Source organism: Mycobacterium sp., assembly GCF_032159765.1.
Classification (GTDB): Bacteria; Actinomycetota; Actinomycetes; order Mycobacteriales; family Mycobacteriaceae; genus Mycobacterium.
Genome location: NZ_JAVHWM010000218.1, coordinates 1 through 17,584 on the forward strand (window position 1 = coordinate 1; position 17,584 = coordinate 17,584).

General features: G+C 66.8%; 17 protein-coding genes. 5 read left to right on the forward strand and 12 right to left on the reverse strand.

What is annotated here, in order from left to right; all coding sequences use genetic code 11:
- The 7 genes from QOH60_RS27805 to thiO all read right to left on the reverse strand — a co-directional run.
- On the reverse strand, positions 1-1,402 hold a 1,402-nt coding region (locus QOH60_RS27805; protein WP_526425111.1), incomplete at its 3' end, for a M28 family peptidase.
- A 22-nt stretch (positions 1,403-1,424) separates the two neighbouring features.
- Positions 1,425-2,165, reverse strand: a complete 741-nt coding sequence (locus QOH60_RS27810) for an ABC transporter permease (RefSeq protein ID WP_526425112.1) — start codon at positions 2,163-2,165, stop codon at positions 1,425-1,427.
- The gene (locus tag QOH60_RS27815; RefSeq protein ID WP_526425113.1) at positions 2,162-3,079 is read right to left on the reverse strand and encodes an ATP-binding cassette domain-containing protein; all 918 of its coding nucleotides are present in this window, start codon (positions 3,077-3,079) and stop codon (positions 2,162-2,164) included. Before QOH60_RS27815 ends, QOH60_RS27810 begins: the two co-directional genes overlap by 4 nt.
- Complete coding sequence (locus tag QOH60_RS27820) at positions 3,076-3,864, reverse strand: SGNH/GDSL hydrolase family protein (RefSeq protein WP_526425114.1); 789 nt, start codon at positions 3,862-3,864, stop codon at positions 3,076-3,078. The genes QOH60_RS27815 and QOH60_RS27820 overlap by 4 nt, the downstream gene beginning before the upstream one ends.
- Positions 3,861-4,664: a thiazole synthase gene (locus tag QOH60_RS27825; RefSeq protein ID WP_526425115.1), complete on the reverse strand. Its 804-nt coding sequence runs from the start codon at positions 4,662-4,664 to the stop codon at positions 3,861-3,863. The genes QOH60_RS27820 and QOH60_RS27825 overlap by 4 nt, the downstream gene beginning before the upstream one ends.
- On the reverse strand, positions 4,657-4,854 hold the full coding sequence (gene thiS / locus QOH60_RS27830; RefSeq protein WP_526425116.1) for a sulfur carrier protein ThiS: 198 nt from the start codon (positions 4,852-4,854) through the stop codon (positions 4,657-4,659). Before thiS ends, QOH60_RS27825 begins: the two co-directional genes overlap by 8 nt.
- Entirely contained in the window at positions 4,851-5,909 is a 1,059-nt protein-coding gene (thiO, locus tag QOH60_RS27835) for a glycine oxidase ThiO (RefSeq protein ID WP_526425117.1), read from the reverse strand. Before thiO ends, thiS begins: the two co-directional genes overlap by 4 nt.
- 46 nt (positions 5,910-5,955) lie before the next feature.
- On the opposite strand from thiO, the gene thiE reads away from it, so the two are divergent.
- Positions 5,956-6,627 carry a thiamine phosphate synthase gene (gene thiE, locus QOH60_RS27840; RefSeq protein WP_526425118.1) on the forward strand — a complete coding sequence of 224 codons (672 nt, stop codon included), beginning with the start codon at positions 5,956-5,958 and terminating at the stop codon, positions 6,625-6,627.
- On the opposite strand, the gene QOH60_RS27845 is transcribed toward thiE, so the two are convergent.
- Positions 6,599-7,093 carry an NUDIX hydrolase gene (locus QOH60_RS27845; protein ID WP_526425119.1) on the reverse strand — a complete coding sequence of 165 codons (495 nt, stop codon included), beginning with the start codon at positions 7,091-7,093 and terminating at the stop codon, positions 6,599-6,601. The genes thiE and QOH60_RS27845 overlap by 29 nt on opposite strands.
- Positions 7,094-7,213: 120 nt before the next feature.
- On the opposite strand from QOH60_RS27845, the gene QOH60_RS27850 reads away from it, so the two are divergent.
- The 3 genes from QOH60_RS27850 to QOH60_RS27860 are packed head-to-tail and all read left to right on the forward strand — an operon-like array spanning position 7,214 to position 11,747.
- On the forward strand, positions 7,214-8,533 hold the full coding sequence (locus tag QOH60_RS27850) for a GlnX family signal transduction membrane protein (protein ID WP_526425120.1): 1,320 nt from the start codon (positions 7,214-7,216) through the stop codon (positions 8,531-8,533).
- Positions 8,530-9,495, forward strand: coding sequence for a glutamate ABC transporter substrate-binding protein (locus QOH60_RS27855; protein ID WP_526425121.1), 966 nt, complete (start codon positions 8,530-8,532; stop codon positions 9,493-9,495). Before QOH60_RS27850 ends, QOH60_RS27855 begins: the two co-directional genes overlap by 4 nt.
- The gene (locus tag QOH60_RS27860; protein WP_526425127.1) at positions 9,495-11,747 is read left to right on the forward strand and encodes a serine/threonine-protein kinase; all 2,253 of its coding nucleotides are present in this window, start codon (positions 9,495-9,497) and stop codon (positions 11,745-11,747) included. Before QOH60_RS27855 ends, QOH60_RS27860 begins: the two co-directional genes overlap by 1 nt.
- On the opposite strand, the gene QOH60_RS27865 is transcribed toward QOH60_RS27860, so the two are convergent.
- From QOH60_RS27865 to fgd, 4 genes are all read right to left on the reverse strand, one after another.
- A complete protein-coding gene (locus QOH60_RS27865) occupies positions 11,736-12,443 on the reverse strand; it encodes an ANTAR domain-containing protein (RefSeq protein ID WP_526425122.1) in 708 nt (235 codons plus the stop codon). The genes QOH60_RS27860 and QOH60_RS27865 overlap by 12 nt on opposite strands.
- 188 nt (positions 12,444-12,631) lie before the next feature.
- Entirely contained in the window at positions 12,632-13,750 is a 1,119-nt protein-coding gene (locus QOH60_RS27870; RefSeq protein ID WP_526425123.1) for an acetate/propionate family kinase, read from the reverse strand.
- A 3-nt stretch (positions 13,751-13,753) separates the two neighbouring features.
- On the reverse strand, positions 13,754-15,844 hold the full coding sequence (gene pta / locus QOH60_RS27875; RefSeq protein ID WP_526425124.1) for a phosphate acetyltransferase: 2,091 nt from the start codon (positions 15,842-15,844) through the stop codon (positions 13,754-13,756).
- The gene (fgd, locus tag QOH60_RS27880) at positions 15,845-16,855 is read right to left on the reverse strand and encodes a glucose-6-phosphate dehydrogenase (coenzyme-F420) (RefSeq protein WP_526425125.1); all 1,011 of its coding nucleotides are present in this window, start codon (positions 16,853-16,855) and stop codon (positions 15,845-15,847) included. It lies immediately after the preceding gene.
- Between the two features lie 34 nt (positions 16,856-16,889).
- Between fgd and QOH60_RS27885 the strand changes: the two genes are divergently transcribed.
- Positions 16,890-17,584 (forward strand): MBL fold metallo-hydrolase (locus QOH60_RS27885; RefSeq protein WP_526425126.1); only part of this gene is annotated, 695 nt, incomplete at its 3' end.

Below are 17,584 nucleotides of genomic sequence, written 5' to 3' on the forward strand. Positions count from 1 at the left end.
CCAGCGCCGCTTTGTCGATGTGCGACAGAGTGTCGGTTGGCTTGTGATAGTTCGGGTCGAACGGCTTGTTGGCATCGCCACCCCACAAGCGGGCCTGGTCTGGGGACTTGTCGTCCTCGGCGCCCGAGAACAGCCCTCCGGAGGGCACGCCTGCTCTCGTGAAACCGCTGTAGTCCGAACGGCCGTTGAACGACGTGTCCTGGGCCGGCTTACCGGCGGTGGCGAGGAAGGCGACGAGCGTCCGCTCGATGCCCGCCGATCCCTCGGGCACGCGTGGCGGGCCTTCTTCGGGCCTCGGGGCCGTCGACTGATCGCCGTCATAGGTGAAGTAGCCCGGGTTTGGCGACGCCAGCATGTCGAAGTTCAGATAGAGCGCGATGTCCTTCAGCGCGTTCTCGTCGAGTGTCGCGATGTACTTGTCAGAACCGATGAGCCCCAATTCTTCTCCGCCCCAGAACGCGAACCTGACCGCATTCTGGATCGGAGGTGAGCTGCCCAGCTGGAGCGCGGTCTCCAGGACGGCCGCGACACCGGAGCCGTTGTCGTTGATGCCGGGCCCCGCGGGGACGCTGTCGAGGTGCCCACCCACCATCACGACGTTTTGTGTCGATCCGGTCTTGGTCTGGGCAATCACGTTGCGGGCCTTGATCATCGAGACCTTCGCATCCAATTTGATGGTGGTCGGTCCCGGCTGTGCCCGCAGCCGCTGCCCTTCTGCCTTGCTGACGCTGATCACCGGAATCTTGACATCTGCCTTCGCGCCGAGCGTGCCGGCCGACTTGTTGTTGTCCTCGTTGTCGGCGACGATCAGCGCCACCGCGCCACGCTGGGCAGCTGCCTCCTCCTTGTCCGAGAACGGGCAGACCCCGCGGTCGACCAGCGCGATGGCGCCCGTCATCTGCAGGCCGTCGAAATCCGACGCCGAACAACCGGGGGAATCATCTTGCGCAGGTGCGGCCACCAATGGGCCGCTGACCCCGGCGGGCCCGGTGCCGATGGAATACTCCATGGCTTTCGCCTCGACCGGCGCGCCCTTCACCGTCAAGGTCAGGGGGCCCGGCTCGAAGTGACGGAACTCGAATTCCGGTGTCTGAACGTCGAAACCCTTGTCTCGCAATGCCTTCACCATGTAGTCGACACTGTCGTCGAAGCCCCGGGTGCCGACGGCCCTGTTGCCTCCGTTGTCGTCGGCGATGTGCTGGAGGTCCTCCAGGTGGGCGAACATCGCGTCGGCGGTGACCTTTTGGCGCAGCGAGGAGGCATAGTCCGTCGCCGCGGGCGTCGTCCCCCGGTTCTGCTCAGGCTGCTCTCGCGAACATCCAGCGGATCCCGCCACCAGTGTGATCGCCGCCAGCAGCGCTGCTCCCCGTCGACGTGGTGCGCTCGTGCGTCTGAATGTCACCGCGCCCAGGTTAGCCTGCCGATCAGGGGTCACGGCGGATGGTGACGAACGCCGCGGCAACGAACAGGACCGCGACGAACCCGGTGAAGTACAGCAGCGCTCCCACGGGTCCCCACAACAGCCGATCGTCTCTGTAGATCCCCGAGCCGATGAATTCGTAGGCGTTGATGAACGGCAGGAAGGGACTGACGCGGTCGCCGACGCGCGGCATGGAACTAAGCAGCGGCTCGACCACGAACGGCCACAGCAGGAGGATCGTGATCGCCCCGGCCGCGTGCCGCAACAACGCCCCGAGGCTGACAGCGAGAACGGCAGCAAGCGCCGCGTACAACGCGACAGCCCCCACCGTGAGCCACACCTCACCGTCCAACAACGAGAGTTGCCGCGTGTCCTGCTCGGGCGCCAGCGCTTTCGCCACCGCCATCGCCGCGATCCCCGTCACGGCGGTGACGAGCGCGGCGAACAGGGCGGCGACCACCGCTTTGGCGCCTAGCACGAGGGTGCGGTTGGGCGTGGCCATGAACGTGGTGCGGATCATGCCCGTGCGGAACTCACCCGTGATCGTCAGCGTGGACAGAATCATCAGCACCGGGACACCGACCGTCGCCAGCCCGGCGACGACGGTCTGCGGTGTCAGGAATCTCGGAACTGCGTTCGCCGACGTCAACGCCGCGATGCCGATGCTCAGCACCGCCGCCACTCCGGCACACCACCATGGCGACCGCGTAGTGGTCAGCTTGATCCGCTCGGCCGTGAAGGTCATGACGGCACCTGGCCCGCGCGGTAGTCGACGGCTTGGTCGGTCAGGTGCATGTACGCCTCTTCCAGCGACGCCCGCTGCGGGCTCAGCTCGTGCAGTGTGATGCTCTGGCCCGCCGCGATCTCGCCGACCTGCTCGATGGTGCCGCCGCGAACGACCAGCGCAACACCGTCCCCGTCCGGCAGAACCTGCAGACCGGTCGCGGCAAGGGCGTCGCGCAGCGCCGGCGCCTGGGGGCTGCGAACGCGGACAGAATCGCCGCCTGAGGCGCTGACGAACTCGTTCATCGTGGTGGCCGCGATGAGTCTGCCGCGGCCGATGACGACCAACCGATCCGCGGTGTTGGCCATCTCCGCGAGCAGGTGGCTGGACACGAACACGGTGCGTCCCTGCGCGGCGAGTTGGCGCATCAGCGTGCGGACCCACCGAATACCTTCGGGATCAAGGCCGTTCACGGGTTCATCGAAGATCAGCACAGGCGGATCACCGAGCAGTGCGCCGGCAATCCCCAGCCGCTGCGACATGCCCAGCGAAAACGTGCCCGCCTTCTTGCCGGCAACATCGGTCAGACCGACCATCGCGAGGACCTCGTCGACCCGCTTGACGGGGAGCCGGTTGCTGGCCGCGATCCAGCGCAGGTGATTGCGCGCGGTCCGTCGTGGGTGCACCTGCTTCGCGTCAAGGAGTGTGCCGACGGTCCGCAGCGGATGCTTGATCTGGTGATAGCTGCGGCCGTTGATCGTGGCGGTGCCGTTGGTGGGCCGGTCCAGGCCGACGATCATGCGCATCGTGGTGGACTTGCCGGCGCCGTTGGGTCCGAGGAATCCGGTGACGAAGCCGGGCTCGATCGCGCAGCTCAGCCCGTCGACAGCACGGGTCCGGCCGAAGGACTTGGTCAGGCCCCGCAGTTCGATCATGGCGCCCATTCTGGCAGTCCGCTGCGAACATGCGCCGCCACCAGGTCGGCGACCGCGCGCATGCCTGCGGCATTGGGATGCATCGGCATCGGACGGCCCGGCAACAACAGCGTCACACCCGCCGTCCAAGGATCCGCGGACCAGGCGTGGTGGCGACGGCTCGCTTCACCGGCTTTGACAAGGCCGCACCCGGTCGCGGCGGCCGCGTCAGCCGTCAGCTTCTCCAAGCGCGCGGCGACGTGACGGCCGAGGTCGGCATCGGTGTTCGACAGCGGGCACGCCTCCTGCCCGGCGGGCGGCAAGACCGTCAGGTAGTCGACGAACAGGACTCTTGCGTTCGGTGCCCGCCGTCGCACGGCCTCACCGACCTCACGCAGCGATACGGCGACCTCGTCGAGGGCGCGGTCGCGCGCCGCGCGATCACGCAGGTTCCGGATCCGGTCACCGATGACCGGCAACCACCGGGCGGGCCACGGGAGGCAGGCGGCCGTCAGCAGCGGCACATAGCCGACGTCGTTGCCGCCGATGGTCACCGTCACGAGGGCTTCGGAACCGTCCAGAGCGTCGATCTGCGGCGGCGCGTCCAACTGCTTGTCGCGCAGAACGTGTGCGGTGGTCGCACCGGAGAACGTGACATCGACCAGGTCGAGGCGCAACGCCGAAGCAGCCAGGTGCGCATAGTTGCGGGCCGACCGGCCCGCGCGAACGGGTGACCCTTTCGCGCGCGGCGCGATGAACGGGCCGGCTGCCATCGAACTGCCCAGCGCGACGTAACGACCGCTCATGTGTCCCAGTCGACTGACGGGCTGGATGCCTGCGCCCAGAATCGCTTCGGGATGCGTCCCGCGTGGCGGGCAAGGTATCCGGCGCTGACGGCTGCGGCCATCGCCGCGGCCATGGCGGGCGGGTCGGTAGCCCGCGTCACCGCAGTGGCCAGCAGCACCGCATCACAGCCCAACTCCATCGCCAGCGCCGCGTCGCTGGCCGTGCCGATCCCGGCGTCGAGCACCACCGGAACCCCGGCCTGCTCGACGATCATCTCGATGTTGTGCGGGTTCGCGATGCCCAGGCCGGTGCCGATCGGCGAGCCCAGTGGCATCACCGCCGCGCAGCCGATGTCCTCGAGCCGACGCGACAACACCGGGTCGTCGTTGGTGTACGGCAGCACGACGAAGCCGTCGTCCACCAATTGCTCTGCAGCCCTGACCAATTCGGCGCCGTCAGGAAGCAAGGTGCGTTCGTCGGCGATGACTTCGAGCTTGACCCAATCCGTCTGCAGCGCCTCGCGCGCCAGCTGCGCAGTGAGCACGGCTTCGGCGGCACTGCGGCAGCCCGCGGTGTTCGGCAGCGGGGTGATACCCAGGCGTCCCAGCAGGTCCAGCACACCGGTTCCGCCCGCTGCGTCGACGCGCCTCATCGCCACCGTGGTCATTTCGGTCCCGGACGCGACCAAAGCCTCCTCGAGCACCGAGAGATTGCTCGCACCACCGGTACCCATGATCAAGCGGGAGCCGAAACTGCGGCCCGCGATCGTGAGTTTGGGTGTCGATGAGCCGCTTGTGCAAAAAGCAACAGGTTCAGCCACCCTGCACCGCCGTCACGACCTCGATCCGGGCCCCGTCGAAAAGCGCCGTGTTCCATCCCGATCGCGGCAGCACCGACCAATCCAGCGCCACCGCGACCCCCTTGTCGGGAAAGCCCAGCCGGCTCAGCAGCGCAGCGACGGTGGTGTGCTCGTCAACCTGCACACGTTCGTCGTTGACGGTCACGATCACGTCGCCCCCAGCACCGCGTTGAATTCGGCCATAACCTTCTCCGCGGTCCATGGTGCCAACAGAAACCCGGAACGGCCATGCCCGACGGCTGCGAACACCCGCTCGTCGAGCCGGCCGACGAAGGGCATGTTGTCCGGGGTCATGGGTCGCAGGCCGGCCCCGGTCTCCGCGAGTTCGTATTCACCCAGGGCGGGAATCACCGCGCACGCGTCGTCGAGCAGCTCCCGGACTCCGGCCACGACGGGCGCGGTGTCGCGACCATGCTCGTACTGGGTCGCGCCGACGACGACGCCGTCCGGCCGCGGCACCAGGTACACCTGCCTGCCGTGGACGCGCGCGCGAATCACTCTCTGCGGTACCGGCATACACCCGGATCGCCACCGCAGCCGCAACACCTCGCCCTTCACCGGTCGGACGGCCAGACCCGGCCACAGCGACGGCGCATCGACGCCGTTGGCCAACACGATGGCGTCGACGTCGTCGATGTGGGCCAGGTCGCCGACGGGGCCGGCCCACGTGACGCCGAGCTGATCGCAGTGCAAAGCCAGCGCAGTCACCACGGCGCGGTTGTCGACGGCCATTTCGTTGACGGCTCGAAAGCCGTGTCTAATTCCCTGCGCCAGAAGGGGTTCGATGTCGCGCGCGTTCGAGGTGAGAGTCACGGGGTGGCCTTGATCCGCCAACCACTGGCCCACCGTTCGCAGGTCCGCTGCGTCGGCGCGGTCGACGGCAACCACCAGCGATTCCCTCGCGGTGATCACCGCGTCCGGCAGCCCGTCCAGATATGAGCCGGGCCCGCGCTCACGCCACCGCGCGAGTGACTCCATCCCGATCCGCAGCAGCCGCTCCTCGCCGGGCCACCCCTCGCTGTGCGGGGCCAGCATGCCCCCGGCCACCCACGACGCGCCGGGGTCGCCCGGGTTGCGATGCACGCGAACGCCGCGCCCGGACTGAGCGAGCCGCCGGGCGACCGATAGACCGATGACGCCGCCGCCGATGACCGCGATGGATCCCTTTGACAGCGATGAGCGCTCGCGCGAAGAGCCGTTGGACATGGTGGTTTCCAGGCTATCGGTGCAAGCGCCCCGCTACGGTCACGGTGTGCAGATCCCCGCCGTACAGATCGCCGCGGCAAAGCTGTACCTGTGCACCGATGCCCGCAGGGAACGAGGTGACCTGGCGGAATTCGCGGACGAAGCGTTGGCCGGCGGGGTGGACGTCATCCAGCTGCGGGACAAGGGCTCCGTCGGCGAGCAGCGGTTCGGGCCGTTGGAGGCACGCGCCGAGCTGGCCGCGCTGGAGATCCTCGCCGACGCGGCGGCCCGGCATCGCGCGCTGTTCGCGGTCAATGACCGCGCGGATATCGCTCGTGCGGCCCGCGCTCAGGTGCTGCATCTCGGACAGGACGACCTTCCGCTCGAGGTGGCCCGCGACGTCATTTCCCCGGGCGCCATCATCGGCCGGTCCACGCATGACCCCGAGCAGGCCCGCGCCGCGTTGACCGACGATGTGGAGTACTTCTGCGTCGGCCCCTGCTGGCCGACACCCACGAAGCCCGGCCGCAGCGCAACCGGGCTCGACTTGGTCCGGCAGGTGGCGTCGATGCACACCGACAAGCCGTGGTTCGCGATCGGCGGTATCGACCTTCAGCGCTTGCCTGAGGTCTTGGCCGCCGGCGCACGCCGCGTGGTGGTGGTGCGGGCGATCACCGCAGCCGAGGATCCGCGCGCTGCTGCTCGCGCACTCAGCGCGGCGCTTGCTGAAGCGGTGTGAGGCGGCTCAGCTCGAGGACCTGTTGCCAGCTGGCCGCGAAGCCGGGATGCAGGGGAAGCGAGGCGACCTCGTCCTCCGCCACCCAGCGCAGTTCGGCACTTTCGTGGTTGGCGACGGTGTCGAGCGGATGTGGCGCGTCGGCGACGACCGTCGTGTAGGTCCAGTCACTGCCGCTCGCGGTGCTGGTCACCACGGCGGCCCGAACGACCACATGGTCGGCGACGAGGCCGGCCTCTTCGTGGGCCTCACGGACCGCCGTCTCTTCGGGAGATTCGTGGCTGTCGCGAGCCCCTCCCGGCAATCCCCAGGTGCCACCCTGGTGGCTCCACACCGCGCGGTGCTGTAGCAACACCACGGTCGTACCGCCGGGCAGCGGCGCGCGCAGCAAGAGACCCGCCGCGCCGTGCCGTCCCCAAAACATCGCGCCGGTGTCGGAAACGACCCACCCGTCGCCGTCACCTCGCACGGATCCAAGGATAGGGCGCCCGCGAAACGCTGTGATCCTGAACCGACGCGCGTCCTGACACGTTCTCTTAGAATTCGCTTATAGATTGGGCTCGAACCCGAGCAAGAGGGGCGCAAACCGGTGACCGTGGAGCTGGCGCATCCATCGACAGAACCGGCTGCGCTGACGAGGGCTGTCGACCCGCTTCATCCCCGCTGGTGGTTCTGGACGACGACGCCCGGGCGCATCCTGGTCAGCGGTGTCGTGCTGATCGCGCTGGTCACGCTCAGCGCGTTCGCCACGTCCACCACGATCAACGATCGTCAGCAAGCGCTGACGACAGTGCTCAACCACACCGAACCGCTGGCGTTCGCCGCCGGGAAGCTGTACACCACGCTGTCGGTGGCCGACGCGGCCGCGGCCACCGCGTTCATCGCCGGCGCTGAACCGCGCGAGGTGCGACAGCGCTACGAGCAGGCAATCACGGACGCCGCGGTGGCGTTGACCCGCGCGTCGAGCGGTCTGACCGACCCGTCGATGCAGGACCTGCTGGGACGGATCAACGCCCGGCTGGCCGTGTACACCGGCCTGGTCGAAACGGCGCGGACCAACAACCGCGCGGCCAAGCCCGTCGGTTCGTCGTATCTGTCCGAGGCGTCGGCGATGATGCAGCAGCAGATCCTGCCCGACGCAAAGCGGCTGTACGACCAGACATCACAGCGGGTGGATGCGGAAACCACCGCGTCCACCAACATCCCGCTGCTGGGCACCATCGTCGTCGCCGTCACGCTGTTGTTCGGCATGTACTCGAACAACTGGCTCGCGCGAAAGACTCAGCGGCGACTCAACTTCGGCTTCGTCGCCGGCGGCACCGCAGTACTGATTATGGTGGTTTGGGTGGGCACGGTGCTCGGAATCTCCACCACCGACAGCCGCAGCGCCAAGAGCACCGCGGCCGAATCGCTGAAGACCGTCACCAACTTGGCCATCACAGCGCAGCAGGCGCGAGCCGACGAAACGCTCGCATTGATCCGCCGCGGCGACGAGGACACCCGCAAAGAGTCGTTTTACCGGCGCCTCGACACGATGCGCCAGATGCTCAACGACTACCTCAACCGCGCTGACGCGATCGACAAGTCCGATCTGAAGAACGCCAACGAGCTGCTGGCGCGCTGGCGTGAAGCTGACGACAAGATCAACATGTACATCGCCGTCGGCAATTACCAGGCCGCCACTCAAGTCGCGTTGGGCCTCGGTGAACAGGACGCCACTCCGGCGTTCGACCGGCTCGAGGAATCCCTCAACAACGGCATCGAGGAAAGCCGTCGCCAGTTGCGCAACGACATCGTGAATGCCCGAGCGGTGCTTGCGGGAGCGACGGTCGGCGCGGTCGTCCTGTCCGTGGTGGCCGCGCTGGCGGTGACGATCGGGTTGTGGCCGAGAATGAGTGAGTACAGATGAGATTCAGAAAGGCACTCAGCATCGCCGCCGTGGCCGGCCTCGTGCTCACCGGGTGCGCGACGGCCGAGTCCATGCCCGAGGAGCCTTCGCTTTCGCTCGCGCCGCCCTCGCCAGCTGGGATGACTGAACTTCCGCCTGTGCAGAGTCCCGCGACGCCACCGTCAACCGGCTGCGACCTGACCGCCAGTCTGCGGCCGTTCACCGACAAGAAGGACGCCGACGCCGCCGTCGCAAGTATCCGGCAGCGCGGCACGCTGCTGGTGGGGCTCGACATCGGGAGCAACCTTCTCAGCTACCGCGATCCGATCTCCGGCGATCTGACCGGATTCGACGTCGACATTGCCGGAGAGATCGCCCGTGACATCTTCGGGACGCCGTCAAAGGTCGAGTATCGGATCCTGTCGTCGAGCGAACGGATCCAGGCGTTGCAGCAGAACAAGGTCGACGTCGTCGTCAAGACCATGACGATCACCTGCGAGCGTCGCAAGGACGTCGCTTTCTCGACCGTGTATCTGGTTGCGAACCAAAAGATTCTGGCTCCGACGGACTCGGCCATCGCAGGACCCTCAGACCTGTCAGGCAAGCGAGTCTGCGCGGCCAGCGGCACCACGTCGATCGACCGGCTGTCGCGGATAAACCCGCCGCCGATCATCGTTTCAGTGGTGACCTGGGCGGATTGCCTTGTCGCACTTCAACAACGGCAGGTGGATGCGGTAAGCACCGACGACTCGATCCTGGCCGGGCTGGAGTCGCAGGACCCCTACCTGCACATCGTCGGCCCCAACCTCGAGGAGGAGCCGTACGGCATCGGAATCAACCTGCAGAACACCGGCTTGGTGCGATTCGTGAACGGCACGCTGGAACGGATTCGTCGGGACGGGACCTGGTATGCGTTGTACCGCAAGTGGCTAAACGTACTCGGCTCGAACGCGTCGCCGCCGACGGCGAGGTACAGCGACTGATGGCCACCGATGACGACGATCTAGGACCCGGCACGCAGCCGGCGGCGTTCGGCATCGATTACGCGGAGGACTCGGCGGCCACGCTGCGCCCGATGGCCACTCAAGCGATCTTCCGAGCCGAGACCGACGAGGATCCGGACAGCGAGACCACCGACTCCTCATTGTCCGGCGACGCGGACGAACACACCACGCTCGCGCGCCAACCGGCGCACCGACGGCTTGGCGGCGGCCTCGTCGAGATTCCGCGAGTACCTGAGCGGGATCCGCTGACCGCCCTGATGACGAATCCTGTTGTGGCCGAGTCGAAGCGGTTCTGCTGGAACTGCGGACGGCCCGTCGGTCGCGCGTCACGCAATAAAGAGGACCAAAGCGAGGGCACATGCCCCAACTGCGGCAGCCCGTTCTCGTTCCTGCCGCAGCTCGGCCCCGGCGACAAGGTCGCCGGCCAGTACGAGATCAAGGGCTGCATCGCTCACGGCGGACTGGGCTGGGTGTATCTGGCAGTCGACCACAACGTCAACGAGCGGCCGGTGGTCCTCAAGGGCCTGGTCCATTCGGGTGACGCCGAGGCGCAGGCGATCGCGATGGCCGAACGTCAGTTCCTGGCTGAGGTGACCCATCCGTCGATGGTGAAGATCTTCAACTTCGTCCAGCATCCCGACAAGCACGGCGAGCCGGTCGGCTACATCGTGATGGAGTACGTCGGCGGCACGTCGCTGAAACCGGCCAAGGGCGCCAAACTGCCTGTGGCCCAGGCGATTGCGTACATGCTCGAGATCCTGCCCGCGTTGGCGTATCTGCATTCCATCGGCCTGACGTACAACGACTTGAAGCCGGAAAACATCATGATCACCGAGGAGCAGCTGAAGCTCATCGACCTCGGTGCGGTGTCGCGGATCAAGTCGTTCGGCTACCTGTACGGCACGCCTGGCTATCAGGCACCCGAGATCGTGCGAACGGGACCGACCGTCGCCAGCGACATCTACACCGTCGGCCGCACGCTTGCCGCGCTGACGCTGACGATGCCCACGAAAAGGGGCCGCTACCTCGAGGGGCTGCCCGAGGACGATCCGGTGCTCAAGACGTACGACTCGTACGCGCGGCTGCTGCGCCGGGCGATCGCTCCCGATCCACGGCGGCGGTTCCGCAGCGCCGAGGAGATGTCGGCGCAGCTGCTTGGCGTCCTTCGTGAGGTGGTCGCCCACGACAGCGGCACTCCACGGCCGGGGTTGTCGACCGTGTTCAGCCCGTCGCGGTCGACGTTCGGAGTCGAGCTGCTCGTCGCGCACACCGACGTGTACCTCGACGGGCTGGTGCATGCCGAGAGGCTGACGGCGGAGGAGATCATCCTCGCGCTCCCGGTGCCGCTGGTGGATCCGTCAGACGTCGGGGCCGCGGTGTTGTCGGCAACCGTGTTGTCGCAGCCGGTGCAGACGCTGGATTCGCTGCGCGCGGCCCGACACGGCACGCTGGATAGCGAGGGCGTCGACCTGTCCGAGTCGGTGGAGTTGCCGCTGATGGAGGTACGCGCTCTGCTCGACCTCGGCGACGTCGCCAAGGCCACCCGCAAACTGGACGACCTGGCCGAACGGGTGGGCTGGCAATGGCGGTTGGTGTGGTTCCGTGCGGTGTCCGAGGTCCTGATGGGTGACTTCGAGTCGGCCACAAAGCATTTCACCGAAGTGCTGGACACACAGCCGGGCGAGGTGGCGCCGAAGCTGGCACTGGCCGCCACCGCGGAGCTCGCGGGTAGTCCCGACGGGCTGAAGTTCTACGAAGCCGTGTGGAGCACCGACAACGGGGTGATCTCCGCGGGCTTCGGACTGGCACGCGGCCGATCGAGTGGGGGCGACCGGGAGGGCGCGGTGCGCACGCTGGATTTGGTGCCTGGCACGTCACGGCACTTCACGACCGCGCGGCTGACGAGCGCGGTGACGCTGCTGTCTGGACGGTCGATGAGTGAGCTCAACGAAGCCCAGATCCGCGAGGCGGCCCGCCGCGTCGAGGCGTTGCCTGACGGCGAGCCGCGCGTGCTGCAAATCCGGGCGCTGGTGCTGGGCACCGCGCTGGATTGGATAGGCGACCACAAGGCCAGCACCAACCACATCCTCGGGTATCCGTTCACGCCGCACGGTCTGCGGCTGGGCGTCGAGGCGTCGCTGCGGGGGCTGGCCCGCGTGGCACCCACCCGCGCGCATCGGTACGCCCTGGTCGACATGGCCAATTCGGTGCGGCCCGCGTCAACCTTCTAGGTTGTCGCGGTGTTCTAGGGTGTCGCGGTCTTCTAGGGTGTCGGAGTCGATCCTGTCCTGAGCGGTGAGCAGGAGGTTGTCGTAGACCGCGCGGGCGGGCAACTTCTCGTCGTGAGCGACCGCCGAGAAGTCGATGACGATCTGCTCGGCAAGTGGCCGCAGCTTGACGTTGGCTTCCTGAGAGCGCCATTTCAGGAGGTCGAATGCCGCGGTGGCGTCGATCCCGTAGATCGCCATCAGCATGCCTTTGGCCTGCTCAATCGCCGCGCGGCTCTTGGTGATCTTGGCCACCTCGGCGGTCAGGTGATCCTGGCGCGCACGTTCGGCCGGCGTGACGTCGATATAGAAGCCGTGCGTGCCGACGACGGATCCCGCCTCGTCGCGCAGTTGGTCTCCGACCACGACGACGTGGTGCACGCCGCCGCGCAGGTCACGGATCCGATGGCGGCTGCTGAACGGCTGGCGGGTTTGCCTGATCAGCGCGAGGGTATCGGCGATCTGCCGGTAGTCCTCGGGGTGTTTGTGGGAAAGCACGAGATCGGTGGTCGGCGTCACGGGTCCGTCGGCATAACCGTGCATCTTGGCGACCTGCGGTGACCACTCCCAGCGTTCGTCGTCGAAGTAGAAGCGAAACCAGCCGACGCGGTCAGCGGCGCCCCACGCAAGGGCCTCACCGCCGTCGTGCTGGATTTCCATTTCGCGCCTGCATCCTGCTTTTCGTCACGATGCGCCCCCGAAGGACGACACCGGATGGTTCGTTTCGCCCAGGGTTCACGAGGCAATATCTAAGTACTACGAGCGATGATAGGTACGCAAGTTGATCAGATTGTGAAGTAACGTCCAGGTCGTATGCAGCTACGGCGTCCAGAGGGCGAACCGCCCGATCAGATCACGTCGACGCAGGCTCGCGCGATCGCCAACTCCTCGTCGGTGGGGATCACCAGCACGGCCGTCGGCGAATCCTCGCGTGAAATCCGCCGGGGGCCGCGTTCGCGGCTGTCGTTGAGATCTTCGTCGAGCTCGACGCCCAGAGGCGCCAGCCCGGCTAGGGCATCGCGGCGCACCACCCCGTCGTTCTCGCCGACGCCTGCCGTGAAGGTGATCACGTCGGCGCCGCCGAGCACCGCCAGGTATGCCCCGATGTACTTGCGGAGTCGGTGGATGTAAATGTCGTAGGCCCTCTGCGCGGCCGCGTCCCCCGCCTGGATCTGTGCGTGGACCCGCCGGAAATCGAACTCCCCGCACAGCCCGAACATTCCGGACCGTCGGTTGAGCATCGTCTCGATCTCTTCGACGGTCATGGCGGCGGTGCGCCAGAGGTAGAACAGGACGCCGGCGTCGATGTCACCGGCGCGGGTGCCCATCACCAGGCCCTCCATCGGCGTCAGGCCCATCGAGGTGTCGACGGGGCGCCCGCCCGCGATCGCCGCGGCGGAGGCGCCGTTGCCTAGATGCAGCACGATCTGCCGCAGAGACTCCAGCGGCTTGCCCAGGAAGCGGGCGGACTGCTCGCTGACGTACTGATGCGAGGTGCCGTGAAAACCGTAGCGGCGCACGTCCCAGCGCTCGCCGAGCTCATGGTCGATCGCGTACGTCGACGCCGAGGCCGGGAGATCATGGAAGAACGCGGTGTCGAACACGGCGACATGTGGCAGATCGGGCAGCAGCTTGCGCGCGACTTCGATCCCCTGCACGCCAGGCGGGTTGTGCAGTGGCGCCAGCGGCGCGAGTTCCTTGAGCCTTTCTACTACCGCGTCGGTGATCAACGTAGGCTGGTAAAACTCCTTGCCGCCGTGCACAATTCGGTGCCCGACTGCGATGAGGCCCTCCAGCTCGGCCAGCTTGTCGAAGGCGATACGCAGCGCGGCTTCGTGGTCGCGAACCTCACCCTCGCCGATCCGCTCCACCATTCCGTCGGTGACCGCCGTGCCCGACGCCGGATCGACGACCGCGTACTTCACCGTGGAGGAACCCGAATTCAGCACCAGGACTGTGCCAGTCACGTGTTATCCCTGTGCCTGGATCGCCGTGATCGCGACGGTGTAGACGATGTCTTCGACGAGCGCGCCCCGCGAAAGGTCGTTGACCGGTTTCTTCAGGCCCTGCAGCACCGGCCCGATCGCGATGGCGCCCGCGCTGCGCTGCACGGCCTTGTAGGTGTTGTTGCCGGTGTTCAGGTCCGGGAAGATCAGCACGGTGGCGCGACCCGCGACCGGCGAGTCAGGCGCCTTGGACGCCGCCACCGACGGCTCCACGGCCGCGTCGTATTGCATCGGCCCGTCCACCAGCAGATCCGGTTGCCGCTCTCGCACCAGTTCGGTTGCCCTGCGGACCTTTTCGACATCGGCGCCGGTACCCGAGGTGCCAGTCGAGTACGAGAGCATCGCGACGCGCGGATCGATGCCGAACTGCTTGGCGGTACGCGCCGAGGAGATCGCGATGTCTGCCAACTGCTCCGACGTGGGGTCCGGCACGATCGCGCAGTCTCCGTAGGCCAGCACGCGATCGGCGAGGCACATCAGGAAGACGCTCGACACCGTCGACACGTCGGGTTTGGTCTTGATGATCTCGAACGCAGGACGCACGGTATGTGCCGTGGTGTGCGCTGCCCCCGACACCATGCCGTCGACGATCCCGTTGTACACCAGCATGGTTCCGAAGTAGGACACATCGTGGATGGTTTCGCGGGCCAGCTCCAGGGTCATGCCCTTGTTCTTGCGAAGCTCGGCGTACTGCTCGGCGAACTTCCCGCACATGTCACTGGTCTTCGGATCGAGCACCGTCACAGATGACAGGTCTGCGCCCAACTCCGCGGCACGAGAACGGATCTCACCCTCATCGCCGAGAATGGTCAGCTCCACGATGCCGCGGCGCAACAACCGTCCGGCTGCCTGCAGGATCCTGTCGTCGTCGCCTTCCGGCAACACGATGCGCTTGCGGTCCGCGCGCGCACGTTCCACCAGCTGGTAGGTGAACATCTGCGGAGTGGTGATGGTCGGTATCGGAATCGCCAGCTGCTCAAGGAGATCGAACATATCGACGTGGCGCTCCATCAGCGCCAGCGCGGTGTCGATCTTGCGCTGGGACGTCGCAGTCACGCGGCCGCGGGTCGTCGCGACAGCGCTGGCCGTCTCGAACGTGCCAAGCTTCGTCGTGATGATCGGCAGCCGGATGTCCAGCCCGTTGACCAGCGACGCGATCGACGGGTGAAGGGGCAGACCTCCGTTGAGGATGACCGTCGACAACGACGGAAACCCTTCGGCTGCATGGGCACTCGACACCGCGAGTACGACGTCGGAGCGGTCGCCCGGGGTGATGACTGCGACACCGTCACTGAGGCGCTCCAGGACGTGCTCGGCCGTCATCCCCGCCACAAGAATCGCCATCACCTCGCGGTCCAGCAGCACTTCGTCACCGCTCAGCAGTGTTCCCCCGACGGATCGTTGGAGGTCACGTACGGTCGGCGCGACCAGCAGCGGCTCCTCCGGCACCACGTACGTCTTCGGCTCGAACCGCTCGAGGGCCGCGGCGACGTCGGCCATGGCGGCGGGATCGCATCGGTTCGCCACCACCGCGGCCGTGTGTGCGTGCTGGTTGGCGAGCTCGGCGAGACACACCTCGACGACCTGGGCAACCTGGTCGGGTGTGCGGTCCCTGGCGCGCACCGAAAGCACAATCGGCGCACCGAGATTCACAGCGATGCGGCCGTTGACGCTCAACTCGGTGGGAGTCGCGACGTCGGTGTAGTCACTGCCGACGATCACCACGGCGTCGCACCGATCGGCCATCGCGTGGTAACGGCTGACGATCTCGGTGATCGCCGCGTCCACATCCTCGTGGATCTGCTGGTACGTCACCCCGACGCAGTCTTCGTACGGCAGGCCGGCGTCGGTCTGTGGCAGCAACAGGTCGAGGATGTAGTCGCGGTCTTCGTCAAGCCGCGTGATCGGCCGGAACACACCTACTTTCGCGACATTGGCGGCGAGGTGGTGAAGCAGCCCCAATGCGACCGTCGACTTACCGGTGTCGCCCTCGGGGGATGCGACATAGATGGCGAACGATGAGCCGCTTGCGCGAAGAGAATCGGGTTGGGCCATCTAGCCCAGCCGGCGGAGCCGCGGAGCGAGATCCTTTTCGAAAAGCTCAAGGAACCGGCGCTGGTCGTGGCCGGGCGCGTGGAAGACGAGATGGTTCAGCCCCCACTCGACGTACTGCGCGACCTTTTCGACGGCCTCGTCGGGATCGGACGCGACAATCCAGCGCTTGGCAACCTGCTCGATCGGCAGCTCGTCGGCGGCCTTCTCCATCTCCATCGGATCGTCGATGCTGTGCTTCTGCTCTGCGGACAGCGACAGCGGGGCCCAAAACCGCGTGTTCTCAATGGCCAGATCCGGATCGGTGTCGTAAGAGATCTTGATCTCGATCATCCTGTCGATCGCGTCGAAATCGCGGTCGGCGGCCTCTGCGCCTTCTCGGACGGCCGGGATCAGCTTGTCCTTGTACAGCTCCTCGCCCTTGCCCGACGTACAGATGAAGCCGTCGCCCGCGCGGCCGGCGTACTTCGCCACCACCGGACCGCCGGCGGCGATATACACGGGCACACCACCCTCGGGCACGTCGTAGATCGCGGCGCCCTTGGTGTGGTAGTACTCGCCCTCGAAGCTCACGCGGTCGCCCAGCCACAGCTCACGCATCAGCCGCACCGACTCCCGCAGCCGGGCGAATCGTTCCTTGAAATCCGGCCACTCGCCGATGTATCCGGTCGCGATCTCATTCAGCGCCTCGCCCGTGCCGACACCGAGGAAGACGCGGCCGGGGTACAGGCAACCCATCGTCGCGAAGGCCTGCGCGATGACCGCGGGGTTGTAGCGGAAGGTCGGGGTGAGCACCGAGGTGCCAAGAACCAGTCGCTCAGTGCGCTCGCCCACCGCGGCCATCCAGGCCAGTGAGAAGGGCGCGTGGCCACCTTCGAAGCGCCACGGTTGGAAGTGGTCGCTGACCGAAGCGCTGTCCATACCGTGCTGTTCGGCGAGGACGGCGAGCTCGACGAGCTCACGCGGGTCGAATTGTTCTGCTGATGCTTTGTATCCCAGTTTCAGTTCAGGCACGTTTTAGTTGTACCCCCTGTCTAGACTCGGCGGGATGGCGTGGGGGCTAACTTCCGTCATCGACTCCCTTCACTTCGTACAGGGCGATCTGGTGAACTGGGCGGTGGCGACCGGCAGCGACGGCATCGCACTGTTCGACGCCGGTCTACCGGGTGATCGCGACGACGTCCTCGCATCGCTGTCTGCGCTTGGCTACGGCGTCGGGGACGTCCGTGCGATCGTGCTGACGCACGCGCACGTCGACCACCTCGGGTCCGCGATTTGGTTCGCCAAAGTGCATGGCACACAAGTCTTCTGCCATCCAGACGAGGTGGGCCACGCCAAGCGCGAGTACCTCGAGCAGGCCTCGCCTCTTGACGTCGCGGCTAACATCTGGCGCCCGGGGTGGGCACCGTGGACAGTGCGACTGCTGCGCAAGGGCGGGATGATCCGGGACGGCATCCCCGGCGCGCAGCCGCTGACCAGCGACGTCGCCCACACGTTGCCGGGTCAGCCCGTCCCCATTCCCACACCCGGGCACACGGGCGGACACTGCAGTTTTATTGTCGAGGGGGTGTTGGTGAGCGGCGATGCGCTCGTGACAGGGCATGCTGTCAGTCGCAGGAAAGGACCGCAACTGTTGCCGTCGGTGTTCAACCACGACGAAGACCGCTGCCGTCGCAGCCTGGACGCACTCGCGCTGCTGGACACCGACGTACTCCTGCCGGGGCACGGACCGCTGTGGCGAGG

What these genes read in the sequence shown, in the direction of transcription:
- QOH60_RS27810 (WP_526425112.1), bottom strand. Translation starts at nt 2,165, where the DNA reads ATGACCTTCACGGCCGAGCGGATCAAGCTGACCACTACGCGGTCGCCA.
- QOH60_RS27865 (WP_526425122.1), bottom strand. Translation starts at nt 12,443, where the DNA reads ATGGAAATCCAGCACGACGGCGGTGAGGCCCTTGCGTGGGGCGCCGCT.
- QOH60_RS27815 (WP_526425113.1), bottom strand. Translation starts at nt 3,079, where the DNA reads ATGATCGAACTGCGGGGCCTGACCAAGTCCTTCGGCCGGACCCGTGCT.
- QOH60_RS27820 (WP_526425114.1), bottom strand. Translation starts at nt 3,864, where the DNA reads ATGAGCGGTCGTTACGTCGCGCTGGGCAGTTCGATGGCAGCCGGCCCG.
- QOH60_RS27855 (WP_526425121.1), top strand. Translation starts at nt 8,530, where the DNA reads ATGAGATTCAGAAAGGCACTCAGCATCGCCGCCGTGGCCGGCCTCGTG.
- pta (WP_526425124.1), bottom strand. Translation starts at nt 15,844, where the DNA reads ATGGCCCAACCCGATTCTCTTCGCGCAAGCGGCTCATCGTTCGCCATC.
- QOH60_RS27860 (WP_526425127.1), top strand. Translation starts at nt 9,495, where the DNA reads ATGGCCACCGATGACGACGATCTAGGACCCGGCACGCAGCCGGCGGCG.
- thiO (WP_526425117.1), bottom strand. Translation starts at nt 5,909, where the DNA reads ATGTCCAACGGCTCTTCGCGCGAGCGCTCATCGCTGTCAAAGGGATCC.